The sequence below is a fragment of the Iodobacter sp. CM08 genome (assembly GCF_033446605.1).
Lineage (GTDB): Bacteria > Pseudomonadota > Gammaproteobacteria > Burkholderiales > Chitinibacteraceae > Iodobacter.
In genome coordinates, this window is sequence record NZ_JAWQUO010000001.1 from 133,752 (window position 1) to 159,364 (window position 25,613).

Genomic DNA, 25,613 nt, shown 5'->3' on the forward strand with positions numbered 1-25,613 from the left:
TGTAGAATCACGCCCCCTTTTGCCGTTCGGATCAGGCCTGTGACTTCTCCTTCTTTTGCTCGTGCCTGCGGCATCGATTTTGGTACTTCTAATTCCACGGTGGGCTGGGTACGCCCAGGGGCTAACACCTTGATTTCTTTGGAAGATGGTAAGGCCACATTGCCATCCATGGTGTTTTTTAATGCCGAAGAAGATTCCGTTTGCTATGGCCGAGCCGCCATGGGCGAATATTTAGAGGGCTATGAAGGGCGCTTGATGCGCTCTTTAAAAAGCCTCTTGGGCAGCAGCTTGATTGATGCGCAAACCGAGGTGAATGGCCGAGCCTTGCCGCTGCGTGGCTTACTGGCAAAATATATTGGTGAACTTAAGCTGCGGGCGGAAACAGCGGCAGGCAGGCCGTTTGAGCAGGCTGTCTTTGGCCGCCCAGTACATTTTGTAGATGACGACGCGGCAGCCGATGCGCAAGCCGAAAAAACCCTCGCCGAGATTGCCTATCAGGTGGGGTTTAAAGAAATTAGTTTTCAGTTTGAGCCGATTGCGGCGGCTTTTCATTACGAGTGCAGCATTCAAAAAGAAGAGCTGGTGCTGATTGTGGATATTGGCGGCGGTACTTCAGATTTTTCTTTGGTGAGATTATCGCCAGAGCGGGCGCAGTTGCTGGATCGCCGCGAAGATTTGCTGGCCAGTGCTGGCGTGCATATTGGCGGTACAGATTTTGATAAGGCGCTGAGCTTAGCGGGTGTAATGCCTTTGCTTGGCTATAAAACGCGGCTTAAAAATAACTCAGAAGTCCCCTCTGGCACTTTCTTTAATCTGGCGACCTGGCACACCATCAATTTTGCCTACACCCGCCGTTCTTGGACTGATTTAGTCGATGTTTACCGCGATGCACTAGAGCGGGATAAATTAGATCGATTAATGAGCCTGATCGAGCAGCGTGCTGGTCATTGGTTAGCAATGCAGGTAGAAGACGCAAAAATTGCCTTATCAGCAAACGAGCGCACCATCCTAACGCTGGATCGCTTGGAAGACGGCTTGACGCATGAGCTAAGCCGCGCAGAGTTTGATACTTCGATTGAGCGTTTGGTTGATAGCGTAGAAAAAACCGTTACCGGCTTGCTCTCCACAGCAGGGGTACGTGTAGAGCAGGTCGATACCGTGTTCTTTACCGGTGGCTCCAGCGGCGTGCCGCTATTACGCAGCCAAGTTGCCGCGCTCCTGCCCAATGCGCGTCATGTAGAAGGTGATTTATTTGGCAGTATCGGTACGGGCTTGGCGGTGGAAGCGGCAAGGCGGTTTGGCTGATTGGCCGTTGCTTTGTAGAGCGGGCACAGCTTGATCGTGCCCACGCGGTGTGCATGGACGCGTGGGCATAAAAGCATGCCCACCCTACATTATTCTCGCTTTTAAGGTTTTCTCCGTGTTCTCTGTGTCTACAGATCTTAGGTTTTTCCTTATTTCACCGCTTTGCTTTGATAATCAAAAACTTAGCGTTCTGAGCGATCTGCTCGATTTGCCTGAAGTTTTTCTTTAACCCCACCTGATAGTCTAAATGCCGGTTTGCCACTATCCATAATTCGCTATTGGCGCTCATGCACTCTTTGGCCTGTGTAAACATGCTCAGCGCAATATCCGTGGTAACGGTGTTTTGCTGATGAAATGGCGGGTTAATCAGAATCAGCTCAAAAACCTGCTGATTTGCCACGGCACTGGCAAGGCCATCGCCGTGTTGAATCTGGTAGGTGGCGTTTGGAAAGTTAGCAGTAAAGCTGAGCCTTGCCGATGTCACTGCCGCAAGAGATTCATCAAATAAGTGCAGCCCTGCCACGGGGTGGAGGCGGTGGTAGGCAAGGGATAGCAGGCCATTGCCACAACCTACGTCGGCCACCGAATCTACCTTGGGCAAACGATCAAAATGCTCAATAAAAAAGCGCGAGCCAATATCTACTTTTTGCTCGGCAAAAACACCTGGCGCATTGTGGAATGTTAGGTTTAGCTCGGGCATGGTTTGTAGATATGGGCTAGTTACAGCTTGGCTTGGCCGCAGGCGGGCTTGGTACATACGCGCTTTACGCTGCGTGGGCAGGTATTCCACCTCGTCGCAATAATCCTTAATTATCGCCAGATGCCCATTGCTCACGTGCTTTTGCATGCCGGAGAAATACAGTGTTAAAGGCTCGCTGATGTGGTTTGCTGCCTGCTGTAGCTGTGCGGCAAATAAAGAAAGCGATTTTGGCAGTTTAACCAGCGCGTAGCTAATAGCTTGCCCCGTGTAAGCCTCAAAGCTTTGCTGGCTATTGATTTCAATGGCGTGGCGTGAGCACCATGAATCGTTGATATGCGTAATCAGCGCAGCGGAGCGTAGGCTCGCGGCAGAGTGCAGCGCACCAAAGCTATCATTAATCAGCAAAATGGGGGCATCGGCACGGATAAATTCAGCCAGGTATTCATCACTGGCATCCCATGCACGTAAGTCTTTGGCGTGTTTAGCTGGGTAGCGCTGCAGGCTGAGCGCGGCAAAATCGATAGTGCTGGCGGACATTTTTATTCTTTATCAATGATGCCAGGCTCAAGGCTCTGGCTAAAATAGCGATTCTACCAGCTGCGGGTAGCGGATCGGCAGCCAGTAGGTTTATTGCCGCTGCAAAATGGCAAGTTGCCACTGGCTGCTAATTGCTATTAGAAAAATTTTAATTAGTCATCCCCGAATTTTTTATCGGGGGATCCAGCGTAAACACTGGATTTCCGCTCGCGCGGGGATGACGAAATTGAATAAACCAGAGTTTACTTAGGAAAACCATTCTAACCCTCGCTTTTACGCGAGGGTTTTTTTACGGCTTTAGCCCGCCGAGGCTAGTGGTTTTAGGTTTAAATCTTACAATATTGGATTTGCTGGCGCTGGTTTTGTTTGCCATTGTTTTATGGTTAAGTGTTTGTATTTAAATGAAATATTTAAAATTAATAGAGCGCTTTTATTTACTTCGCGCCCGATACGCCGGTTTTTTGCCGCAGGCAAGGCACTATTTGCTTACAGATTATTGATCTCCATCAAATGGCTTATTTGTCGAAAATATAAAATATTTCGAAATTATTGAAATATTCGACAAAGAGGCCGAGCATGTCTAGTACTGAAGCTAGCCCCAAAATTGGGGTGTCAACCTTTGTCATGATCACCGCTGCCGTTGTAGTAAGCGTTCGTACGCTGCCTATGACTGCGCAGCCAGGGATGATGACGATTTTCCTAACCTTGGCTGCGGCCTTGTTGTTCTTGGTTCCTACGGCCTTAGTGGCCGCAGAGCTGGCAACAGCTTGGCCACAAGATGGTGGGATCTTTATTTGGGTGCGTGAGGCCTTTGGCGAGCGCCTAGGTTTTGTGGCTGTTTGGATGCAGTGGATTCAAATGGTGTTCGGGATGACATCAATCATCATGATCATCGCCGCCACCATCGCCTATGTAGTTGATCCGGCTTTGGCTAGCAATAAATACTTTATGTTGGGAATGATTCTGCTGGTGTGGTGGGGCTGCACGCTGGTGAATCTGCAAGGGGTTAAAACCCTAGGCTGGGTTTCTACCATTTGTGTGAGCTTGGGTGTGTTCTTGCCAGGGATTGTGCTGATTATTGCCGGTATTGCCTATGTACTAGGCGGTAATCCCATCATGACCGATGTGTCTTTTAGCATGTCGAATATGATCCCACACTTTAGCGATGCCGGTACTTTAGGTCTGTTTATCGGCTTTATCTTCGTGGTGATGGGGATGGAAGTCTCCGCCTCGAATGTGTCTTCTATTAAAGACGCGAAACGTAATTATCCGATTGCCATCATTTTGGTGTCGATCATCATGGTTTTCCTCTCGGTTGTTGGCTCTGCTGCGATTTTTGTAGCGATTCCTAAAGAGCAAATCTCGATGACTGCCGGTTTGATGCAGGCGTTCGAGCTCTACTTCACTAAATGGGGCATGCCTTGGTTAGCTCCGGTGATGGGTTTATCCATTGCGCTGGGTCTGATTGGTCAGGTTAATTCTTGGGTGCTTGGCCCGGTACGTGGCCTACAAGCCACGGCTAATTCAGGTGCATTACCTGCCTTCTTGCAAAAATCAAACAAGCACGGCGTGCCCGTTACCTTGGTCATCATCCAAGCGGTTGCCATTAGCTTGGTCGGCGTGTTGATCACTGTGATCCCTGATGTAGATAACTTCTACTTTATGTTGATGGGGCTGACGGGGCTGGTTTATCTGGTGGCCTATCTGATTATGTTTGCCGCAGCCATCTGGCTTCGCTACAAACGCCCAGATATTGAACGCAGCTTCAAAGTACCTGGTGGCAATTTAGGCATGTGGATCGTTTCCGGCATGGGTTTTGTGATGTCGCTGCTCGCTGCTTACCTTGCGTTTATTCCACCTGGCAGCTTTAAAGGCTCCGCATCGGGTTACTTCATGTTTCAGCTGATCGGGCTGATCGTGATGCTGGTGATTCCCTTCCTTGTCTATGCCTACGGCCAAAAAGACAAATTACATCAAGCGAAAAAACTGCAAGTTGTGGCTGCAAATAAGGCCGCCAAGCAAGAAGCACTTGATGAGCAACACGCTGCTGCGCACTAAGCGCCGGCTCAAAATTAATTAATCAGGAGTTCAAAATGTTTAAAACCTCAATGAACGTTGATGCGCTGTTTCTTGGCCCAAAATCAGAAAATCGTGAATTCTTTAAAGAAATGGTCGATTACGCAGTGGATGAGCATATTCACTGGCGTGCAGATTTTCACCCAGAAGATGCGCCATTATTGTCTCCAATGGACCAGCATCAGCCAGATTTCCGTAACACGCTGTACCGCACCGAAGGCATTTTGCGTCAGTTGTCTTCCAAGCTAAAAACCACTTCAGTGCCTTGGTTCTCACCGCGTTATTTGGGCCATATGAATGCCGATACGCTGATGGTTTCCAATATCGCTTATGTGATGACCATGCTTTACAACCCAAACAATTGTGCGCATGAAGCGTCGCCTACGACTACTGAGCTTGAGTTGGAAGCGGGCCGTGATCTGTGTGCGATGTTTGGTTACGACGTACAAAAATCATGGGGCCATATTACTTCTGGCGGTACGGTGGCTAATTACGAAGGCGTTTGGGTTGCCCGCAATCTAAAATCCCTGCCTTTAGCTATTGCTCAGCATGCAAAAGCCAAAGATTTAGTGGCTGGCATGAGCGAAAAGCAATTGTTGAATATGTCACCCACAGCGATTCTAGATTTATCTGATGAGCTAAAAAAACGTGGTCTGTTTGAAGAAGTGCGTGCGCTGACGGTACGTGGCGTGGGTGTGCAACAAGGCCAATTGGGTAAATTCCTAGTGCCGATGTCTAAGCATTATTCATGGATGAAAGCCATGGATGTGCTGGGTATTGGTCAGGAGCATATTGTTCCGCTGCCAGTGGATGAAAACTACCGCACTGACGTTGAAACAATGCGCGCCATTACCTTTAAATTGATCGAAGCAGGTACGCCTATCCTCGGTATGGTGGCCGTAGTAGGTACCACCGAAGAAGGCTCGATCGATCATGTGGATGAAGTGATCAAGCTGCGCCGCGAATGTGAAGAAAAATACGGCGTGTCTTTTTATGTGCACGTAGATGCAGCCTACGGTGGTTATGTTCGCTCGATGTTCCTTGATGAAAACAGCAAATTCATGGAATACGATGCACTGATTGCCCGTTATCGCGCCGAAGATATTATCCCTGAAGGCGTAACTTGGCCTAAGCGTGCGGTGTATGAAGGCTTTAAAGCCATGTCTGAAGCCGATTCAATTACGGTTGATCCGCACAAAGCTGGCTTTATTCAATACGCTGCCGGTGCGGTATGTATGAAAGACAAGCGCATTGTTGATCTGATCTCCTACCACGCGGCCTATGTATTTGAAGAAGCCGACGATGCGGGTGAAGAACAAAATGTGGTGCTGGGCTCATCCATTATGGAAGGCTCTAAAGCCGGTGCAACTGCAGCAGCAGTATGGGCAGCGCATCGCTTAGTGCCACTGAATATTTCAGGTTATGGCAAGGTGATTGGCCGCGGGATTGTGACTGCAGATTGGTTTGCACAAAAGCTAGCTATGACAAAACCCATTGTGGTGGGCAATCGTCGCTTTGAATTGCGTCCGCTGATGCACCCAGATTTCCATATGGTGAACTTCACCTTTAAAGAAATCGGCAATCCAAGCTTAGAAGACCATAACCGTCTGAATCAACGTATGTATGAAGTGTGCTCTTACTCATCGGGCCGCACTTATAGCAATGATTTCCTGACTTCATCCACCTCGCTGGCTTTTGATGAATACGGCGATACACCGTGGATTTACGCAGAAAGCCGTGGCTTTAGCCGTAAAGAGTGGGATAAAACACGTAGCGTGTACATCTTGCGCTCTGCCGTGATGACTCACTTCTTGCGTGATCCGCAAGGCTTTGAAGATTACTGGGCTAATCTGCGTGAAATCTTCGCAGAAAAACTAGGTCATATCATCGATATGGAAGCCAAAGAAGCAAACCAACTTAAGGCAGCTTAAGTAAATCCCGCAAAAACCCGCCTCAGCCGAGGTGGGTTTCGTTGCCATCGAAGAGATCAATGTTTCTATTCAAATTAATTATCAGATCAATCCGCCTATTTGTGCGCGATGATTGAAAGGCCTTGCTATGTTCGCGATTAATTTCAAAGCGGTGGGCGCTACTTTGCTGATTTCCGGCACCATGCTGGGAGCAGGAATGCTGGCATTGCCACTGGTATCATCAGGAATGGGCTACACCTATGCCAGTTTGGCCTTGGTTTGTATCTGGCTACTGATGACTTATACCGCATTAATGTTGTTGGAAGTCTCGCTGGCCTTTCCTGAGGGCAGTGGTTTTGATGTAATGGCCCAAAGTTTGTTCGGCAACAAAGGTTTGTGGATTATCAATGCCTCTTTGTTACTGCTTTTATATGCGCTTTCTGGTGCGTATATCTCTGGTGCGGCCTCGTCTTATACCTCAAATATTAAGCAATATTTGGGAATCAATATCCCTTCCGCTGTGGTTGCAGCCATCTTTACCCTGCTGATCGGCTCAATTGTTTATATGAGTACCGGCGCAGTAGACCGCGTTAATCGCGTACTGTTTAGCTTGAATGTCTTTATCTTCTTTGCCATGGCAATCACTATTCAGCCCTATGTAAATCAAGGCAATTTAAATAATACCCAGGATTCCAGTCGCTATATTTATGCGGCTTTTCCGGTGTTTATAACTGCCTTTGGCTTTCACGGCAGTATTCCTAGCATGGTGAAATATATTGGCCGCGATAAACCACAAACGCTGCGCAATATTTTTATCCTTGGTGGGCTAATTCCACTCTTGGTCTACGGTATTTGGGAATATTGCAGCCTCGGCCTTGTGCCTAGAATGGGGGAGAATAGCTTTTTGACGCTGGCAGAAAATCAAGGCTCGGTGGGAATGTTCCTTGATTTCATCCATGCCAGTACTAGTAATCGTTGGATACCTAGCTTAATTAGTTTGTTTTCATCCATTGCCTTGTTTACCTCTTATCTTTGCGTCTCTTTAGGCCTGTTTGATTCAGTGGCGAGCAGCGTAGGTTGGAAAGACTCTAAGCATGATCGCTTGATTACCGCATTGGCCACTTATCTTCCACCGTTTGTATTTGCATGGATTTACCCAGAAGGCTTTGTATTAGCGCTGGGAGCTGCCGCGATTTTTTTATCCATACTGGCAATTTTATTCCCCGCACTGGCGCTGTATAAATTGCGCAGCCAAGCCACATACCGCACGGATTGGCGCGTCCCCGGCAATACCTGCTCATTTTGTACCGTGACGACGATGGGGCTGTGCATCATTGTTTTTCAAATTATGAAAATGCAGAATTTATTACCGATTTGCTGATCCCCGCTTACTTATTGTTTAGATGGAGCATGCTATGAAAGAGTCAAATTTAATCAGCCAGCTACAAGAGCGTGGCTTGATCGCTCAGGTGACCGACGCCGAGGCCTTGGATGCTTTGCTCGCTCAAAAATCAATCACGCTGTACTGTGGTTTTGACCCAACGGCCGATAGCTTGCACCTTGGTCATTTGGTGCCTTTGCTGGCTTTAAAACGCTTTCAGATGGCGGGCCATCGCCCGCTGGCGCTGGTGGGCGGTGCCACCGGTATGATTGGCGATCCTAGCTTTAAAGCCACTGAGCGCTCGTTAAACACCCCTGATGTGGTGGCGGGCTGGGTAGATAAAATTCGCAAGCAAGTCTCGCCCTTTCTAGATTTTGACTGTGGTGCCAATAGTGCCGCCATGGTGAATAATAATGACTGGTTTGCAGGTATGGATGTGCTGAGCTTCTTGCGTGATATTGGTAAGCACTTTTCGGTGAATGCCATGATTAATAAAGAATCGGTAAAGCAAAGGCTGAATCGTGACGAAGTGGGTATCTCATTTACCGAGTTTGCCTACAGCTTGCTGCAAAGCTATGACTTTGCCGTGCTGAATAAAAGCCACGATTGCCAGCTGCAATTAGGTGGCTCGGATCAGTGGGGAAATATCACGGCGGGAATTGATCTGACGCGCCGCATGAATCAGCAGCAGGTGTTTGGTATTACCATGCCGCTGATTACCAAATCGGATGGTACTAAATTTGGTAAGAGCGAAGGCAATGCCATCTGGCTTGATCCTAGCAAATGCTCGCCATACAAGTTTTACCAGTTCTGGTTGAGTACCACCGACGACGACGTATACCGCTTTATGAAATACTTTACCTTTATGTCTTTGGCTGAGATTGATGCGATTGAGGCGGCAGACCGCGCCAGTGGCAGCGCGCCACAGGCACAGCGTATTTTGGCGGAGCATGCCACCGAGCTGGTGCATGGTAAGGCGGCTTTGGAGGCGGCTAAGCGGATTAGCCAGAATCTATTTGCAGAAGATCAAAGTGCTTTAACCGAAGAAGATTTTCAGCAATTAGCACTAGATGGCGTTCATCATATCGAACTGGGTTACACAGAAACTAGCTTGGCTGATGCTTTGGTTGCCGCAGAGCTTGCTAGCTCAAAAACCCAAGCGCGTAGTTTTATTGAAAGCGATGCAGTGAGTATTAATGGCCAAAAGGTAAGCGATGTTGCTTACCATATGGGGGCGATCAACCATTGCTTTGGTAGTTATACCCTGCTGAGGCGTGGCAAAAAGAACCATTGCTTGATTGTTTGGAAGTAATTGTTTTACTGATCAATAGTCAGTAAATTGAATCACCATTCTGTATGGCTTTGCCTTGCTAGGATGGTGATTTTTTTATGTGTTTTTATGCCGCAACTTTTACGTGCATTGCACTATTTTTGGATCTCTTATGAATATTCTTTCTATTCAATCGCATGTGGTGTTTGGCCATGCTGGCAATAGTGCGGCAGTGTTTCCAATGCAATGTATGGGGGCAAATGTTTGGCCGCTCCATACAGTACAGTTTTCTAACCATACCCAATATGGTCACTGGGCAGGAATGGTGATGCCAGAGGCGCAGATTAGCGAATTAGTGGCAGGTATTGCTAAGACTGGGCAGTTGGCAGAATGCAATGCGCTGTTGTCTGGATATATTGGTAGTGCGGGGCAGGGCGATCATATTCTTAAAGCATTACAACTTGTTAGAGAAGCTAATCCTTTAGCGATTTATCATTGTGATCCCGTGATGGGCCACCCGCTAAAAGGCTGCATTGTAGCGCCTGGTGTGGCCGAGTTTTTAATTGAACGGGCTATTCCGCAAGCCAATATTGTATCGCCCAATCAATTAGAATTAGAAATGATCGTTGGCAGAAAGCTGTACAGTTTGGTGGAAATTGTTGCGGCTTGTCATGAGCTGCTGGCAAAAGGGCCGCAAACAATTCTGATCAAACATCTGCATTACCAAGACAAAAAACCAAGCGATTTTGAAATGCTGGCACTCACCGCTGATGAGGCCTGGCTGATTCGCCGGCCTATTCTAGAATTTGATAAAGAGCCAGTTGGAGTGGGGGATATGACTTCGGCGATATTCTTGGCCAGCCTACTCACGGGTAAGCCTATTGTGGAGGCGCTGGAGCACACCACCGCCGCGGTGTACGGCGCTTTACTTGAGACGGCAAGGCAATTACGTTATGAGCTGGCTGTGGTGGCGGCTAAGCAGGAATATACCTGCCCATCGCAACTGCTATCTGCCTTTAGGCTTTAAGTGTTCGGTGGAGTTTTACTCTTTCGGAAAAGTTTTCTGGGCTTAACGATTCGGCCAGATCAATCACGTGCTGGTAATGCTCTTCAATTCGTTGTAGTGATAATTGAAGATCTCTTGCCAGCACGGCATCCATAATAACTTTGTGTTCACCATGGTCGTGATAGCGGGTCACTTGATCTAAGTCACCATTAAGCCAAATATGCCGATAGCGCTCTAATTGGTTATAAATACTCTCTAGGGTGGAAAGCATCATTGGCGAGTTGCAGGCCTGAATCAGCGCAATATGAAAAGCAATATGGCGCTCGCCCCATTCTTCGTAATCTACATCCGGCTGATCGAGTTGAATACGCTCCATGCGATGAAACGCTGTAATAATACTTAGCTCCCACTCCTCATCGCCGCGCTGCATGGCTTTTTCTAAAGCAATGCCTGCAATGGCTCGTCTGGTTGTCAGAATATCGCGTAATTCATCTAAAGAAATAGGCGCAACCCTAAAGCCTTTTTGTGGCTCCATAACCACAAAATGTTGCCAAACCAATTGCACTAAAGCTTCGCGAATTGGCGTGCCGCCTACTTGATAGTACTGCTTTAATTCATTCATTTGCAGTTTATCACCGGGCAAAAAACGGCCTAGTAAAATGTCACGGCGAATCGCCTTAACCATTTGATCAGAAAGAGTAGTGCTGCTTGGGATTGTTTTTATTTTATTCACGGAGCCGCTCTAATTCGCTGTGCAATTAAATAATTATTGCAAGAAGCAAACATCATAGCGCAATCATGGGGGAGGCCACATGCAATAACCACAAAAAAATCAGGGGAACTATTGATTCGTGGTTTGGCACAAATGAAAAACGGCCCCATTTTATTGGAGCCGTTCTTTTTATACTGGTGGCCCGTCTCGGAATCGAACCAAGGACACGCGGATTTTCAATCCGCTGCTCTACCAACTGAGCTAACGGGCCGCATAAAGCGGTTTAAAGCCAGTCAGATTAACAACATCTAACCTTATAAAAACTTGGTGGCCTGTCTCGGAATCGAACCAAGGACACGCGGATTTTCAATCCGCTGCTCTACCAACTGAGCTAACAGGCCGCTGAGAGGTCGCTATTAAAGCCCATTTGCTTCGACCCGTCAACCCTTATTCTGATTTTTAGTGAAAAAAGCGGATATTTTTATATTTCGCTATATAGGATTAGTGGGACAATAAATACACATTAAAAAGGGCTGCAGTAGCGGTTTTATGGGGGCGCCATTCAAAATGTCTCAATAAAACGTAGGCTATGAAGTGCTCTTGTTTCTTCGTGCTGAATCGCTGAGCATGCTTTTACGCGGCTTATGCGTGTAGCGATGTGCTTAGCAAGGAAATACGCTTAAATTGATTTTTTTTTTAAACATTGTGAGAATACGCTTAGCTTATGTTTATTAATGAATTAATAAATAGCTGCAAGCATTTTTAAGGATGAATGACGTACATTATGCAAAATAATCGCCGGATCCTGCTTGACGTAGGCCAGATCCTTATCTAGAATGCGCTTCTCTTGTAGAGGGGGGGTTACCCCAGCGGTCAACGGGTCCGGACTGTAAATCCGGCGGCTTAGCCTTCGAAGGTTCGAATCCTTCCCCCCCCACCAAATAAAGTAATGCGTAGTGAAGAGTCTGCGTAACTGGTTGTATAGCTGTAATTAAAATGCGGGTGTAGCTCAATGGTAGAGCAGAAGCCTTCCAAGCTTACGACGAGGGTTCGATTCCCTTCACCCGCTCCAAAAAAGATTAGCGTGCCGTTGTAGCTCAGGGGTAGAGCACTCCCTTGGTAAGGGAGAGGTCGCGGGTTCAATTCCCGCCAACGGCTCCAATCGCTTGGTATATTTTCAAGTTCTCGAGATAGGAAATATCATGGCAAAAGAAAAATTTACGCGCACGAAGCCACACGTAAACGTCGGTACAATTGGTCACGTTGATCATGGTAAGACTACGCTGACTGCTGCGATTTCGACTATTTTGTCGAAAAAATTTGGTGGTGAGGCGAAAGACTATTCGCAGATCGATAGTGCGCCTGAAGAAAAGGCTCGCGGTATTACCATTAATACCTCGCACGTTGAATACGAAACAGAAACTCGCCACTACGCACACGTTGATTGTCCAGGTCACGCGGATTACATCAAAAACATGATTACCGGTGCTGCGCAAATGGATGGCGCGATTCTGGTTTGTTCTGCTGCTGATGGTCCAATGCCGCAAACGCGTGAGCATATCTTGTTGGCTCGTCAGGTTGGTGTTCCATACATCATTGTTTACCTGAATAAAGCTGACTTGGTTGATGATGCAGAATTGCTTGAATTAGTAGACATGGAAGTTCGTGAGCTACTAAGTAAATATGATTTCCCGGGTGACGATACGCCGATTATTGTTGGCTCTGCTCGTATGGCGCTGGAAGGTGATCAGTCTGAGCACGGCGAGCCTTCAATTTTCCGTCTTGCAGATGCTTTAGATTCGTATATTCCGTTGCCAGAGCGTGCTGTTGATGGTGCTTTCTTGATGCCGGTTGAAGACGTGTTCTCGATATCGGGTCGTGGTACTGTAGTAACTGGTCGTGTAGAGCGCGGTGTTGTTAAGGTTGGTGAAGAGATTGAGATTGTTGGTATTGTGCCAACAGTTAAGACGACTTGTACTGGTGTTGAAATGTTCCGTAAGTTGCTTGATCAAGGTCAAGCTGGCGATAATATCGGTGCATTGCTGCGTGGTACTAAGCGTGAAGATGTTCAGCGTGGTCAGGTTCTGGCTAAGCCAGGTTCGATCACTCCGCACACGAAGTTTGAAGGTTCGGTGTACGTATTGTCGAAAGATGAGGGTGGTCGTCACACTCCATTCTTTAATGGCTACCGTCCGCAGTTCTTTTTCCGTACTACAGACGTAACGGGTTCAGTTGATTTGCCAGAAGGTACAGAAATGGTAATGCCTGGTGATAATGTTGAAGTTACCGTTAGTCTGATTGCTCCAGTTGCCATGGAGCAGGGTCTGCGCTTTGCGATTCGTGAGGGTGGCCGTACGGTTGGTGCTGGTGTTGTTGCAAAAGTTATTGAATAAAAGAGGTTTACAAAAGAGGGTTGAATTGTTATAGTTCTGCCCTCCCGTAGGCGAGTAGCTCAATTGGTAGAGCACCGGTCTCCAAAACCGGGGGTTGGGGGTTCGACACCCTCCTCGCCTGCCACGGTTTAGACATCAGAGCCGTTTCCATAGGGAACGGCTCTGTTTTATCCAAGTTTCCGAATCGGACAAATGGTTAGCATCGATAAAATCAAGATCGCAGCAGCATTGCTGTTGGTTGCATTGGGCGTTACTGGGTTCTACCTGGTTCCGACTGATCAAGGGGTTGTCCGTTCACTGCCTGTGGTGCTTAGTTTGGCACTTGCAGGTTTTGTGCTATGGTTTTCAGGTCCGGGTCGTGCGTTTGTGGATTACGCGCGTGACTCAATTAAAGAGGCACAGAAAGTTGTGTTTCCGACTCGAAAAGAAACCTGGCAGATGACGGGCGTTGTATTCCTGTTCGTAGGGGTGCTGTCTCTCTTTATGTGGGCAGTCGACTCTGGTCTGACATGGGTATTCTATGATCTGATTTTGGGTCGTGGCTAAGTAAACGGGAAAGCGGAGTATCTGAATGTCTATGCGTTGGTATGTGGTACACGCCTATTCCGGCTTTGAGAAAAGTGTGCAAAAGGCGCTGATTGAGCGGATCGAACGTGCAGATATGTTGCACTTATTCGGTCAGATCTTAGTGCCGGTTGAAGAAGTGATGGAAGTGAAGGCTGGCACTCGTAAGCTGACCGAACGGAAGCTCTTCCCGGGTTATGTATTTGTTGAGATGGAAATGGGTGATGAAACCTGGCACTTGGTAAAGAGTACTGCCAAGGTTAGCGGTTTCATTGGTGGTGTGGGTAATCGTCCTACACCTTTGCCTGAGCGTGAAGTTAAATCTATGCTTCAGCAAGTGCAGGAAGGGGTTGAGAAGCCGCGTCCTAAAATCTTGTTTGAAGTGGGCGAAGAGCTTCGTGTTACAGAAGGCCCGTTTGCAGACTTTAATGCAACTGTTGTGGATGTAGATTACGATAAGAGTCGGATTAAAGTTTCTGTACTTATCTTTGGTCGTGCAACACCAGTTGAAGTGGATTTTGCACAGGTTGAAAAGATCTGATCTGTGTAGTGTGGTGCCAATTAGGTGCCGATAGGGGAGCGAGTTTTTTTGCTCGCGTTTGACCCAAATTTAGGAGTTTTAAATGGCTAAGAAAATTATTGGCTATATCAAGCTGCAAGTGCCAGCTGGTAAAGCAAATCCATCGCCACCGATTGGTCCAGCTCTGGGTCAACGTGGTCTGAATATTATGAATTTCTGCAAGGAATTCAATGCGGCTACTCAAGGTATCGAGCCAGGTCTGCCAATTCCTGTAGTTATTACTGCTTTTGCAGACAAATCATTTACCTTCGTGATGAAGAGCCCACCAGCAACGATCTTGCTGAAAAAAGCTGCTGGTATCACTAAGGGTAGCGCTAAGCCACATACTGACAAAGTTGGTTCTGTGTCACGCGCTCAGCTTGAAGAAATCGTTAAGACCAAGAATGCTGACTTGACCGGTGCAGATATGGACGCAGCTGTGCGTACTATCGCTGGTTCAGCTCGTTCGATGGGTCTGACCGTGGAGGGTGTGTAAATGGCTAAGCTATCTAAACGCCTGAAGGCACTGAATGCAACTGTTGATTCAAACAAGTTGTACGCTGTTGATGAAGCGATTGCGCTGGTTAAAGCCGCTGCAACTGCTAAATTTGTTGAATCAATCGACGTTTCTGTTAATTTAGGTATTGACGCACGTAAGTCGGACCAAGTGGTTCGCGGTGCTGTTGTATTGCCTAAAGGTACTGGTAAGTCAGTTCGCGTAGCCGTGTTCGCACAAGGTGCAAATGCTGAAGCTGCTCGTGCTGCTGGTGCAGAAATCGTTGGTTTCGATGATTTAGCTGAATCGATCAAAGCCGGTAATATGGACTTCGACGTTGTTATTGCTTCTCCAGATGCAATGCGCGTTGTTGGTCAATTAGGTCAGATCTTGGGCCCACGTGGCCTGATGCCTAACCCGAAAGTTGGTACTGTAACTCCGAACGTTGCTGAAGCAGTTAAAAATGCTAAAGCCGGTCAAGTTCAATACCGTACTGACAAGGGTGGTATCGTGCACGCTACTTTAGGTCGCGCTACTTTTGAAGTGGCTGATCTGAAAGAAAACTTGTTAGCGCTGGTTGATGCGCTGCAAAAAGCTAAACCAGCTTCATCTAAAGGTGTATACCTGAAGAAGATCGCTGTATCGAGCACTATGGGTGTAGGCGTTCGCGTCGAAACCGCTTCGGTAGTAGCTTAAGTATTATTAGGGTCAGTCAAGCGACTGACCCTGTCGACTTTGGGCTTGGCAAAATATCGCCAAGGTTGTCAAAGACCGTAGGTGCCATAAGATCTCTTGTGGCTTAATCCGGCTCCCAAAAGCCAGCCTACGCAGACGGTGCGCCCGAATCTATAGGTTCTAAATGCATTGCCCTTGTGGCATTGTTGTTAGCTCTCCTGAATTAAAGGTCGCCGTTTGATTGGGTGGTGCGATTTATTCGCGCTGAACTACTAACCAATGGAGGTAGACCTTGAGTCTCAATCTTGAAGACAAAAAGGCGGTAGTCGCTGAGATCGCAGCAGAAGTTGCTACAGCTCAGACGATTATTATCGCTGAATACCGAGGTATCGGCGTTGCAAGCATGACTACACTGCGCAAACAAGCGCGTGAGTCAGGTGTGTTCCTGCGTGTTCTGAAAAACACGCTGGCACGCCGTGCGGTTGCAGGAACTCCGTTCGCTGAGTTGGCAGACCAAATGGTTGGCCCACTGGTGTACGGTATTTCCGAAGACCCAGTAGCTGCAGCAAAAGTTTTGGACACATTCGCAAAGAAAGACGCGAAAATTGTGATCAAGGCTGGTTCTTATGATGGTAAGGTAATGAATGCAGAAGAAGTATCTGTTCTTGCATCTATTCCAAGCCGTGAAGAACTGCTGTCCAAGCTGCTGTACGTTATGCAAGCACCGATGGCTGGTTTCGCACGTGGCCTTGCCGCGCTGGCAGAGAAGAAGTCCGAAGGCGTTGCCGCTCCGGTGGAGGCTACAGAAGCCCCAGCCGAAGAAGCAACTGCATAAAAGACTACTTAAACACGATTGTTGTATTAAAACAGACAAGATTTTCAGGAGTATTAATAAATGGCTCTGACTAAAGACGATATCCTCGAAGCAGTATCTGCTTTAACCGTAATGGAATTGAATGAGCTGGTTAAGGCATTCGAAGAAAAGTTTGGCGTTTCTGCTGCTGCTGTTGCAGTTGCTGGCCCAGCTGCAGCTGGTGCTGCTGTTGAAGAAAAGACAGAATTCGATGTAATTCTGCTTGGCGCTGGCGCTAACAAAGTAGGTACCATCAAGATCGTTCGTGAACTGACAGGTCTTGGCCTGAAAGAAGCGAAAGACCTAGTTGACGGCGCTCCTAAGTCTGTGAAAGAAGGCATTTCTAAGGCTGATGCAGAAGCTATGGTTAAGAAACTCATCGAAGCTGGTGCAACAGCTGAGATGAAGTAAGCATTATTTAGTATGTAGTGAAGGCAGGCGGAGGAATCCGCCTGCCCTTTTGCGTTTGTGTCTATTGCTTAGCTTACAGCTGATCCCGATATATGTCGGTTAGCGGAATCCAGCTTGTGTACTTTGCAAGCAGTTGTCAAACCGGAAACCGCTCACAAACACGTTGGCGGGCGTTTGCGGTTTGTCCTTTGCGCCCCACTCCATGGAGAGTTTATGAGTATCAAGTACTCGTTCACTGAGAAAAAACGCATTCGTAAAAGTTTTGCGAAACGGAAGAGCGTCCTTGAGGTGCCGTTCCTGCTCGCAACACAGATCGATTCTTATAGCGAATACCTGCAGCTAGGGGTTCCGGCAGATTCTCGCCGGATGATCGGTCTACAAGCAGCGTTTAATTCGATTTTCCCTATCGTCTCTCATAACGAAAACGCTCGATTGGAGTTTGTGCATTACTCCCTCGGCGATCCTGCTTTTGATGTGCTTGAGTGCCAGCAGCGAGGTATTACCTTCGCCGCTCCACTGCGCGCGCGCGTACGTCTCGTGATCATGGATCGCGAAGCGTCTAAGCCAACCATCAAAGAAGTTAAAGAACAAGACGTTTACTTTGGCGAAGTGCCATTGATGACGCGCACTGGTTCTTTTGTGATCAACGGTACAGAGCGGGTTATTGTTAGCCAGCTGCATCGTTCTCCTGGCGTGTTCTTTGAACACGACAAGGGCAAGACTCACTCTTCTGGCAAGCTGCTGTTCTCGGCACGGATTATTCCGTACCGTGGCTCTTGGTTAGATTTTGAGTTTGATCCAAAAGATTTACTGTTCTTCCGTATCGACCGTCGTCGCAAGATGCCGGTAACCACTTTGCTGAAAGCTTTGGGTTACAACCCAGAACAAATTTTGGCTGGTTTCTTTGATACTGATACTTTCCTGATGGACGAAGATGGCCTGTGCTTAGAGCTCGTGGCTGAACGTCTGAAAGGCGAAGTTGCGAAATTCGATATCGTTGCTGATGACGGTAAAGTACTCGTACAAAAAGATAAACGTATTACAGCTAAAACGATTCGCGATATCAACGCGTCTGGTTTGCAGAAGATTCCAGTACCTTTGGACTTCTTCTATGGCCGTATCTTGGCTCACAATGTTGTTGATCCAATTACCGGCGAAGTGCTGGCAAAGGCCAACGAAGAAGTGACCGAAGATCTGGCTGTTAAGCTGGATATGGCCGATGTGAAGTCGGTGAAGGTGCTGTTTGTTAATGATCTGGATCAAGGTGCATTCCTGTCCCAGACATTGCGTTCAGATGATGTAGCTGACCAGTACGGTGCTCGCGTAGCGATCTACCGCATGATGCGCCCTGGTGAGCCGCCGACCGAAGATTCGGTTGAAGCGCTATTTAAGGGCCTGTTCTTCGCGCCTGAGCGTTACGATTTGTCTGCGGTAGGCCGTATGAAGTTTAACCGCCGTGCTTACCCTGATCGCTTAGAAGAAAAAGCGCCAGGCTGGCAACGTCGTTTCTACGAAGAAACAGGCCCACGTGGTGTTGAAGGCGCAGGTATTCTGTGCACTGCAGACATCATTGCTGTGATCGGTATCCTCTTGGAATTACGTAACGGCCGTGGCGATATTGATGATATCGATCACTTAGGCAATCGTCGTGTGCGCTCGGTAGGTGAGTTGGCGGAAAACCAATTCCGCGCTGGTTTGGTTCGTGTAGAGCGCGCTGTTAAAGAGCGTCTATCACAAGCAGAATCAGACAACCTGATGCCGCATGATTTGATTAATGCCAAGCCTGTTTCGGCTGCCATTAAAGAATTCTTCGGTTCTTCACAGTTATCGCAATTTATGGATCAAACCAATCCATTGTCAGAAATCACGCACAAGCGTCGTGTTTCTGCTTTGGGACCAGGCGGTTTGACTCGTGAGCGTGCGGGCTTTGAGGTTCGTGACGTGCATCCGACGCATTACGGTCGTGTTTGCCCGATCGAAACACCGGAAGGTCCAAACATTGGTCTGATCAACTCGCTTTCTTGCTTTGCGCGTACCAATAGCTACGGCTTCTTGGAAACACCGTATCGCAAAGTGATCGATTGTAAAGTAACCGACCAAATCGAATACCTGTCTGCTATTGAAGAAGGCAAGTACGTTGTTGCTCAGGCGAATGCCGAGTTCGACGAAGAAGGTCGTTTAACTGATGAGTTTGTAACTTGCCGCTCTAACGGCGACACCATCGTGGCTGCGCCAGATCGCGTGCAGTACATGGATGTGGCACCTAGCCAGATCGTATCGGTAGCTGCTTCATTGATTCCATTCTTGGAACACGATGATGCCAACCGTGCGTTGATGGGCGCCAACATGCAGCGTCAAGCGGTACCTTGCTTACGCGCTCAAGCGCCGTTTGTAGGTACGGGTATTGAACGTACATGTGCCACTGACTCAGGTACAGCAGTAACCGCATTGCGCGGTGGTGTGGTTGATTATGTAGATGCAGCTCGTGTGGTTATTCGTGTAAACGATGACGAAGCGATTGCTGGTGAAACAGGGGTAGATATTTACAACCTGATTAAATTCACCCGTTCTAACCAGAACACCAATACCAACCAAAAACCAGTGGTTATCCGTGGCAGCATTATTGCTAAGGGTGATGTCATTGCGGATGGCGCTTCAACTGACTTGGGCGAAATGGCTCTGGGTCAGAATATGACTATCGCGTTTATGCCATGGAACGGTTTCAACTTCGAAGATTCGATTTTGATCTCGGAAGATGTGGTTGCTAACGATCGTTATACTTCGATTCACATCGAAGAATTGAACGTTATGGCGCGTGACACCAAGCTGGGTGCTGAAGAAATTACCCGTGATATCTCCAATCTGTCCGAGCGCATGCTGGGCCGTCTGGATGAATCTGGTGTGGTTTACATCGGTGCTGAAGTTGAAGCGGGCGATGTATTGTGCGGTAAGGTGACACCTAAGGGTGAAACTCAGCTGACTCCTGAAGAAAAGCTCTTACGGGCGATCTTCGGTGAAAAAGCCTCCGACGTTAAAGATACTTCGCTGCGCGTGCCGTCTGGCATGGTGGGTACGGTTATTGACGTGCAAGTGTTTACTCGTGAAGGCGTGGAGCGCGATCGTCGTGCCCAATCCATCATCGATGATCAACTACGTCGCTATCGTCAAGATTTGAACGATCAATTACGTATTGTGCAAAGCGATTTGTTCGAGCGTATTGAGCGGATGATCGTGGGTAAAGTTGCCAACGGCGGCCCAATGAAGTTGGCTAAGGGCGTAGAAATCACCAAAGAATATTTGCTTGGCTTGCCAGCAAAAATTGATTGGTTCGATATTCGCCTGAGCGACGAAGAAGCTGCTCGTCAACTAGAAGCCATGAAAGATCTGATTGGTCAGATGCGTACTGAGTTCGACCTACGTTTTGAAGATAAAAAACGTAAGCTAACTCAAGGTGACGAATTGCCACCTGGCGTGATCAAGATGGTGAAAGTGTATGTGGCGGTTAAACGTCGCTTACAGCCGGGCGATAAGATGGCCGGCCGTCACGGTAACAAGGGTGTGGTTTCCAAGATTCTGCCGATTGAAGATCTGCCATACATGGCAGATGGTACAACGGTAGACATCGTTCTGAACCCATTGGGCGTTCCTTCGCGGATGAACATTGGTCAGATTCTGGAGATGCACTTAGGTTGGGCGGCTAAGGGTATTGGTCAGCGTATTGATGCGATGCTGCGTGAGCAACGTGCTGGTATGTTGCTTGATATGCGTGCGTACTTAAACAAGATCTATAACACCAGTGGTAAGACTGAAGACATCGACGGTCTGACTGATGAAGAATTGATCGAGTTGGCACGTGGCCTGCGTAACGGTATGACTTTTGCAAGCCCGGTATTTGACGGTGCGAAAGAGTCGGAAATCTATCAGATGTTGGACTTAGCTTACCCAAGCGAAGATCCACACACCCAGTTACTGGATTTCAACAGCAGCAAGACACAAATGCAGCTGTTTGATGGCCGTAACGGTGAACCATTTGAGCGCAAGGTTACAGTTGGTGTGATGCACTACCTGAAACTGCATCACTTGGTTGACGATAAGATGCACGCTCGCTCCACTGGTCCTTACTCTCTCGTAACGCAACAACCACTGGGCGGTAAAGCTCAGTTTGGTGGTCAGCGCTTCGGTGAGATGGAAGTTTGGGCGTTGGAAGCATACGGTGCGGCTTACACCTTGCAAGAAATGTTGACCGTGAAGTCAGATGATGTGAACGGTCGTACTAAGGTGTATGAAAACATCGTGAAGGGCGATCACCGGATTGATGCGGGCATGCCGGAATCCTTCAATGTGCTTGTGAAGGAAATCCGCTCACTCGGTATCGATATCGATCTGGAAACGTATTGATTCGTGGGGTAGTTAGTTGGCGGGCAAAGTGCCCGCCACACCCCGAACGCCTCACTGGAGTCAAAGAATGAAAGGCTTACTCGAACTCTTCAAGCAAGTTGCTGCAAATGAAGAATTTGATGCGATTAAGATCGGTCTGGCATCGCCAGAAAAAATCCGCTCTTGGTCGTTCGGCGAAGTTAAAAAGCCGGAAACCATTAATTACCGTACCTTTAAGCCAGAACGTGATGGCTTATTTTGTGCGCGTATTTTTGGCCCAATCAAAGATTACGAATGCCTGTGCGGTAAGTACAAACGCCTGAAGCATCGTGGCGTGATCTGCGAGAAGTGCGGTGTGGAAGTGACCCTGTCTAAGGTTCGTCGCGACCGCATGGGACACATCGAACTGGCTAGCCCAGTTGCACACATTTGGTTCTTGAAATCCCTGCCTTCGCGTTTAGGTATGGTGCTTGATATCCCATTGCGTGATATCGAACGCGTACTGTATTTCGAAGGTTTTGTGGTGATCGAGCCAGGCATGACGCCGCTAACACGTGGCCAATTGCTGACTGAAGAAGATTACTTCAATAAAGTTGAAGAGTACGGTGACGAATTCGTAGCCCTGATGGGTGCGGAAGCGGTGCGTGAACTATTGAAGAGCATGGATGTAGAAGATCAAATCACCACCTTGCGTGCTGAATTGTCCTCCACAGGCTCTGAAACCAAAATCAAGAAGATTTCCAAGCGCCTGAAAGTGCTGGAAGCCTTCCAGCGTTCTGGCATCAAGCCAGAATGGATGGTTTTGGAAGTTCTGCCGGTCTTGCCGCCAGAATTACGTCCTTTAGTTCCATTGGATGGTGGTCGTTTCGCTACCTCAGATCTGAACGATCTGTATCGTCGCGTGATTAACCGTAATAACCGTCTGAAGCGTCTTTTAGAATTGCGCGCACCTGAAATTATCGTGCGTAATGAAAAGCGTATGTTGCAAGAAGCGGTTGATTCCTTGCTCGATAACGGTCGTCGCGGTAAAGCGATGACCGGTGCGAACAAGCGTCCTCTTAAATCCTTGGCTGACATGATCAAGGGTAAGGGCGGTCGTTTCCGTCAAAACTTGTTGGGTAAGCGCGTAGATTATTCTGGTCGTTCGGTGATTACCGTAGGCCCGACACTGCGTCTGCATCAGTGCGGCTTGCCAAAACTGATGGGTCTGGAGCTGTTCAAGCCATTTATTTTCCACAAGCTAGAAGTGCTTGGTCTTGCGACCACCATCAAAGCGGCGAAGAAAATGGTTGAAGCCCAAGATCCAGTGGTTTGGGACATCTTGGAAGACGTGATTCGTGAACATCCGATTCTCTTGAACCGTGCGCCAACACTGCACCGCTTAGGTATTCAAGCGTTTGAGCCAGTGTTGATCGAAGGTAAAGCGATTCAACTGCACCCACTCGTCTGCGCGGCATTCAATGCCGACTTCGACGGTGACCAGATGGCCGTTCACGTTCCACTGAGCCTTGAGGCGCAGATGGAAGCACGCACGCTGATGCTGGCTTCAAACAACGTATTGTCGCCAGCTAACGGCGAGCCAATTATCGTTCCTTCGCAGGATATCGTGCTGGGTCTGTACTACATGACTCGTGAGCGTACTAATGCAAAGGGCGAAGGCATGCACTTGATCGACGTAAGCGAAGCAATGCGCGCTTATGCCAGCAAGGAAGTGACTTTGCAGACCCGTGTTGATATCCGTTTGAAAGAATGGGTAAGAGACGAAGACGGCGAATGGCAAGCTCAGATGGTGCGTCGTAGCACAACGGTTGGCCGTGCGATTCTGTCTGAAATCCTGCCTAAGGGCCTGGACTTCAGCCATATCGACAAAGCACTGAAAAAGAAAGAAATTGGTAAGCTGATTAACGCGTCATTCCGCCGCTGTGGTTTGAAAGACACCGTTGTTTTTGCTGATCAGCTTATGTATACCGGTTTTGCTTACTCCACACGTGGCGGTATCTCGATTTGCGTCGATGATATGGTTGTGCCGGATAAGAAGGCTCAGCTCTTGGCTGAATCCTACGCTGAAGTACGCGAGATCGAGCATCAGTACAGCTCGGGTCTAGTGACTCAGGGTGAGCGTTATAACAAGGTTGTGGATATCTGGGGCCGTGCCGGTGATCAGATTGCCAAAGCGATGATGGATCAGCTCGGTAAAGAGAAGGTCATCAACCGCGAAGGCGTTGAAGTCGATCAAGACTCGTTCAACTCAGTATTTATGATGGCCGATTCCGGTGCCCGCGGTTCTGCAGCGCAGATTCGTCAGTTGGCCGGTATGCGGGGTTTGATGGCTAAACCGGATGGCTCGATTATTGAGACACCGATTACCACTAACTTCCGTGAAGGCTTGACCGTTCTTCAGTACTTTATCTCCACCCACGGTGCACGTAAGGGTCTGGCAGATACGGCGCTGAAAACAGCCAACTCGGGTTACCTGACACGTCGTCTGGTTGACGTAACGCAAGACTTGGTTGTGATCGAAGACGATTGCGGCACCAAGAACGGCGTAGTCATGAAGGCGGTTGTACAGGGTGGTGACGTAATCGAGGCATTGCGTGATCGTATCTTGGGCCGTGTAGTGGTACTGGATGTGATTGACCCTGTGACGCACGAAACCGTGTATCCAGTGGGCACCTTGCTCGGTGAGGACGAAGTAGAAGCGATCGAAGTCCTTGGGGTTGATGAGGTTAAGGTTCGCACTCCATTGTCTTGCGAAACACGCTATGGCCTATGTGCTGCGTGTTATGGCCGTGATCTTGGTCGTGGTCACTTGGTTAATACCGGTGAAGCTGTTGGTGTGATTGCTGCGCAGTCGATTGGTGAGCCTGGTACACAGCTGACCATGCGTACCTTCCACATCGGGGGCGCGGCGTCGCGAGCGGCTGCTGCAACGCAAGTAGAGTCGAAGTCCAGCGGTAATATCGCGTACAGCCCGAACATGCGCTACGTGACCAATGCCAAGGGCGATCCAGTTGTGATTGCGCGTTCTGCTGAAGTGATCGTTGTTGATGACAATGGTCGTGAGCGTGAGCGTCACAAAGTACCTTACGGTGCAACACTGACCGTTAAAGATGGCGACAGCATTAAAGCCGGTGGTGTACTGGGTACGTGGGATCCGCACACTCGTCCAATTATTTCGGAATACGCCGGTCAGGTGAAGTTCGATAATGTGGAAGAGGGTATTACCGTAATGAAGCAGGTCGATGACGTGACCGGTCTTTCGACCCTCGTTGTTATTGATCCTAAGCGCAAAGCCGGTAAGGCAACTGGCGTACGTCCAATGGTTAAGTTGTTGGATGAGCGCGGTGGCGAAGTGAAAATGGCGGGTACAGACACTACCGTTATGATCGGTTTCCAGGTGGGTTGTATTATCACGGTGAAAGACGGTCAGGTTGTGGGTGTGGGTGATGTATTGGCGCGTATTCCACAAGAATCCGCTAAGACTCGCGATATTACTGGGGGTCTGCCACGCGTTGCTGAGTTGTTTGAAGCACGTGTGCCGAAAGATCCAGGTATGTTGGCTGAAATTACCGGTACAGTTTCATTCGGTAAAGAAACCAAGGGTAAACAGCGTTTAGTCTTAACAGATCTGGAAGGTGCTCCGCACGAATACCTGATCTTGAAAGAAAAACACGTACTGGTTCACGATGGTCAAGTAGTTAACCGTGGTGAAAGCATTGTCGACGGCGCGATTGATCCGCACGATATTCTAAGGTTGCAAGGTATCGAAGCGTTATCACGTTATGTGGTACAAGAAGTGCAAGAAGTGTACCGTCTGCAGGGTGTAAAGATTAACGATAAGCATATTGAAGTGATTCTGCGTCAAATGTTGCGTCGTGTAATCATTACTGATTCAGCCGATTCTGCCTTCATCCAAGGTGAGCAAGTTGAGCGTGCCGAAGTCCTTACCGTGAACGATAAGTTGATTGCTGAGGGTAAGTTACCAGCAAGCTACGATAATGTTCTGTTAGGTATTACCAAGGCATCTCTGTCTACTGATTCGTTTATTTCAGCGGCTTCCTTCCAGGAAACCACGCGGGTACTGACTGAAGCAGCCATCATGGGTAAAATCGATGACTTGCGCGGTCTGAAAGAAAACGTGATCGTAGGACGCTTGATTCCTGCAGGTACTGGTTTAGCTTACCACCGTAATCGTAAGCGTCAGGCTCCTGTAGTTGATCAATTGTCTGATATTTTTGCTCCAAATGCAGAGGCAGAAACCGCTGCAAGTGCAGAATAAAGCTTTGACGATCATCAGCTTGTCTTGACGACAAGCACTTGATTTCAATAGAATCCTGTACTTTTACACAACGCTCAGCATTTGCTGGGCGTTGTGTACTTCTTTTTTG

17 protein-coding genes and 6 tRNA genes are annotated in these 25,613 nt (G+C 48.2%); 19 read left to right on the forward strand and 4 right to left on the reverse strand.

Translation table 11 applies throughout. The features are described 5' to 3' along the window. Positions 1 to 39 precede the first annotated feature (39 nt). On the forward strand, positions 40 to 1,305 hold the full coding sequence (locus R6242_RS00605; protein WP_318422702.1) for an Hsp70 family protein: 1,266 nt from the start codon (positions 40 to 42) through the stop codon (positions 1,303 to 1,305). Positions 1,306 to 1,459: 154 nt separating this feature from the next. On the opposite strand, the gene R6242_RS00610 is transcribed toward R6242_RS00605, so the two are convergent. Then, positions 1,460 to 2,542: a class I SAM-dependent methyltransferase gene (locus tag R6242_RS00610; protein ID WP_318422705.1), complete on the reverse strand. Its 1,083-nt coding sequence runs from the start codon at positions 2,540 to 2,542 to the stop codon at positions 1,460 to 1,462. A gap of 576 nt (positions 2,543 to 3,118) precedes the next feature. Here R6242_RS00610 and R6242_RS00615 point away from each other — a divergent pair. The 5 genes from R6242_RS00615 (at position 3,119) to pdxY (ending at position 10,206) form a co-directional block, all read left to right on the forward strand. Continuing rightward, complete coding sequence (locus tag R6242_RS00615; RefSeq protein ID WP_318422706.1) at positions 3,119 to 4,600, forward strand: amino acid permease; 1,482 nt, start codon at positions 3,119 to 3,121, stop codon at positions 4,598 to 4,600. Between the two features lie 35 nt (positions 4,601 to 4,635). Further along, positions 4,636 to 6,549 carry a pyridoxal phosphate-dependent decarboxylase family protein gene (locus tag R6242_RS00620; RefSeq protein ID WP_318422708.1) on the forward strand — a complete coding sequence of 638 codons (1,914 nt, stop codon included), beginning with the start codon at positions 4,636 to 4,638 and terminating at the stop codon, positions 6,547 to 6,549. Positions 6,550 to 6,676: 127 nt separating this feature from the next. Next, positions 6,677 to 7,909 (forward strand): amino acid permease, encoded by a 1,233-nt coding sequence (locus R6242_RS00625; protein ID WP_318422712.1) that lies wholly within the window; start codon positions 6,677 to 6,679, stop codon positions 7,907 to 7,909. Positions 7,910 to 7,943: 34 nt separating this feature from the next. Next, on the forward strand, positions 7,944 to 9,221 hold the full coding sequence (tyrS, locus tag R6242_RS00630) for a tyrosine--tRNA ligase (protein WP_318422715.1): 1,278 nt from the start codon (positions 7,944 to 7,946) through the stop codon (positions 9,219 to 9,221). Positions 9,222 to 9,351: 130 nt separating this feature from the next. Continuing rightward, positions 9,352 to 10,206: a pyridoxal kinase PdxY gene (pdxY, locus tag R6242_RS00635; protein WP_293936205.1), complete on the forward strand. Its 855-nt coding sequence runs from the start codon at positions 9,352 to 9,354 to the stop codon at positions 10,204 to 10,206. On the opposite strand, the gene R6242_RS00640 is transcribed toward pdxY, so the two are convergent. The 3 genes from R6242_RS00640 to R6242_RS00650 form a co-directional block, all read right to left on the reverse strand. Next, the gene (locus R6242_RS00640; RefSeq protein WP_318422719.1) at positions 10,196 to 10,918 is read right to left on the reverse strand and encodes a GntR family transcriptional regulator; all 723 of its coding nucleotides are present in this window, start codon (positions 10,916 to 10,918) and stop codon (positions 10,196 to 10,198) included. The genes pdxY and R6242_RS00640 overlap by 11 nt on opposite strands. Before the next feature lie 174 nt (positions 10,919 to 11,092). Continuing rightward, positions 11,093 to 11,168, reverse strand: a tRNA-Phe gene (locus R6242_RS00645). Positions 11,169 to 11,222: 54 nt separating this feature from the next. Then, positions 11,223 to 11,298, reverse strand: a tRNA-Phe gene (locus R6242_RS00650). Positions 11,299 to 11,751: 453 nt separating this feature from the next. Between R6242_RS00650 and R6242_RS00655 the strand changes: the two genes are divergently transcribed. From R6242_RS00655 to rpoC, 13 genes are all read left to right on the forward strand, one after another. Further along, positions 11,752 to 11,837: transfer RNA gene (locus R6242_RS00655), tRNA-Tyr, on the forward strand. Positions 11,838 to 11,895: 58 nt separating this feature from the next. Continuing rightward, positions 11,896 to 11,969: transfer RNA gene (locus R6242_RS00660), tRNA-Gly, on the forward strand. Positions 11,970 to 11,983: 14 nt separating this feature from the next. After that, positions 11,984 to 12,058 (forward strand) — tRNA-Thr (locus R6242_RS00665). Positions 12,059 to 12,099: 41 nt separating this feature from the next. Continuing rightward, positions 12,100 to 13,290: an elongation factor Tu gene (gene tuf / locus R6242_RS00670; RefSeq protein ID WP_318422722.1), complete on the forward strand. Its 1,191-nt coding sequence runs from the start codon at positions 12,100 to 12,102 to the stop codon at positions 13,288 to 13,290. A 48-nt stretch (positions 13,291 to 13,338) separates the two neighbouring features. Beyond that, positions 13,339 to 13,414, forward strand: a tRNA-Trp gene (locus tag R6242_RS00675). A 68-nt stretch (positions 13,415 to 13,482) separates the two neighbouring features. Continuing rightward, positions 13,483 to 13,836 carry a preprotein translocase subunit SecE gene (secE, locus tag R6242_RS00680; RefSeq protein ID WP_293936198.1) on the forward strand — a complete coding sequence of 118 codons (354 nt, stop codon included), beginning with the start codon at positions 13,483 to 13,485 and terminating at the stop codon, positions 13,834 to 13,836. Positions 13,837 to 13,861: 25 nt separating this feature from the next. Further along, complete coding sequence (nusG, locus tag R6242_RS00685) at positions 13,862 to 14,395, forward strand: transcription termination/antitermination protein NusG (protein ID WP_130105854.1); 534 nt, start codon at positions 13,862 to 13,864, stop codon at positions 14,393 to 14,395. An 82-nt stretch (positions 14,396 to 14,477) separates the two neighbouring features. Then, positions 14,478 to 14,909, forward strand: coding sequence for a 50S ribosomal protein L11 (rplK, locus tag R6242_RS00690; RefSeq protein ID WP_130105853.1), 432 nt, complete (start codon positions 14,478 to 14,480; stop codon positions 14,907 to 14,909). Beyond that, positions 14,910 to 15,605, forward strand: coding sequence for a 50S ribosomal protein L1 (gene rplA, locus R6242_RS00695; RefSeq protein ID WP_293936194.1), 696 nt, complete (start codon positions 14,910 to 14,912; stop codon positions 15,603 to 15,605). 271 nt (positions 15,606 to 15,876) lie between these two features. Then, complete coding sequence (gene rplJ / locus R6242_RS00700) at positions 15,877 to 16,419, forward strand: 50S ribosomal protein L10 (RefSeq protein WP_293936192.1); 543 nt, start codon at positions 15,877 to 15,879, stop codon at positions 16,417 to 16,419. Between the two features lie 60 nt (positions 16,420 to 16,479). Further along, positions 16,480 to 16,848 carry a 50S ribosomal protein L7/L12 gene (gene rplL, locus R6242_RS00705; protein WP_293936190.1) on the forward strand — a complete coding sequence of 123 codons (369 nt, stop codon included), beginning with the start codon at positions 16,480 to 16,482 and terminating at the stop codon, positions 16,846 to 16,848. A gap of 219 nt (positions 16,849 to 17,067) precedes the next feature. Then, a complete protein-coding gene (gene rpoB, locus R6242_RS00710) occupies positions 17,068 to 21,246 on the forward strand; it encodes a DNA-directed RNA polymerase subunit beta (RefSeq protein WP_318422805.1) in 4,179 nt (1,392 codons plus the stop codon). A gap of 67 nt (positions 21,247 to 21,313) precedes the next feature. Then, positions 21,314 to 25,504 (forward strand): DNA-directed RNA polymerase subunit beta', encoded by a 4,191-nt coding sequence (gene rpoC / locus R6242_RS00715; RefSeq protein WP_293936188.1) that lies wholly within the window; start codon positions 21,314 to 21,316, stop codon positions 25,502 to 25,504. Positions 25,505 to 25,613 lie beyond the last annotated feature (109 nt).

Coding starts and splice junctions, on each gene's coding strand:
- secE (WP_293936198.1), top strand. CDS start 13,483: ATGGTTAGCATCGATAAAATCAAGATCGCAGCAGCATTGCTGTTGGTT.
- tuf (WP_318422722.1), top strand. CDS start 12,100: ATGGCAAAAGAAAAATTTACGCGCACGAAGCCACACGTAAACGTCGGT.
- rpoC (WP_293936188.1), top strand. CDS start 21,314: ATGAAAGGCTTACTCGAACTCTTCAAGCAAGTTGCTGCAAATGAAGAA.
- rplK (WP_130105853.1), top strand. CDS start 14,478: ATGGCTAAGAAAATTATTGGCTATATCAAGCTGCAAGTGCCAGCTGGT.
- rplA (WP_293936194.1), top strand. CDS start 14,910: ATGGCTAAGCTATCTAAACGCCTGAAGGCACTGAATGCAACTGTTGAT.
- R6242_RS00615 (WP_318422706.1), top strand. CDS start 3,119: ATGTCTAGTACTGAAGCTAGCCCCAAAATTGGGGTGTCAACCTTTGTC.
- R6242_RS00625 (WP_318422712.1), top strand. CDS start 6,677: ATGTTCGCGATTAATTTCAAAGCGGTGGGCGCTACTTTGCTGATTTCC.
- nusG (WP_130105854.1), top strand. CDS start 13,862: ATGTCTATGCGTTGGTATGTGGTACACGCCTATTCCGGCTTTGAGAAA.
- rplL (WP_293936190.1), top strand. CDS start 16,480: ATGGCTCTGACTAAAGACGATATCCTCGAAGCAGTATCTGCTTTAACC.
- pdxY (WP_293936205.1), top strand. CDS start 9,352: ATGAATATTCTTTCTATTCAATCGCATGTGGTGTTTGGCCATGCTGGC.
- tyrS (WP_318422715.1), top strand. CDS start 7,944: ATGAAAGAGTCAAATTTAATCAGCCAGCTACAAGAGCGTGGCTTGATC.
- R6242_RS00610 (WP_318422705.1), bottom strand. CDS start 2,542: ATGTCCGCCAGCACTATCGATTTTGCCGCGCTCAGCCTGCAGCGCTAC.
- R6242_RS00620 (WP_318422708.1), top strand. CDS start 4,636: ATGTTTAAAACCTCAATGAACGTTGATGCGCTGTTTCTTGGCCCAAAA.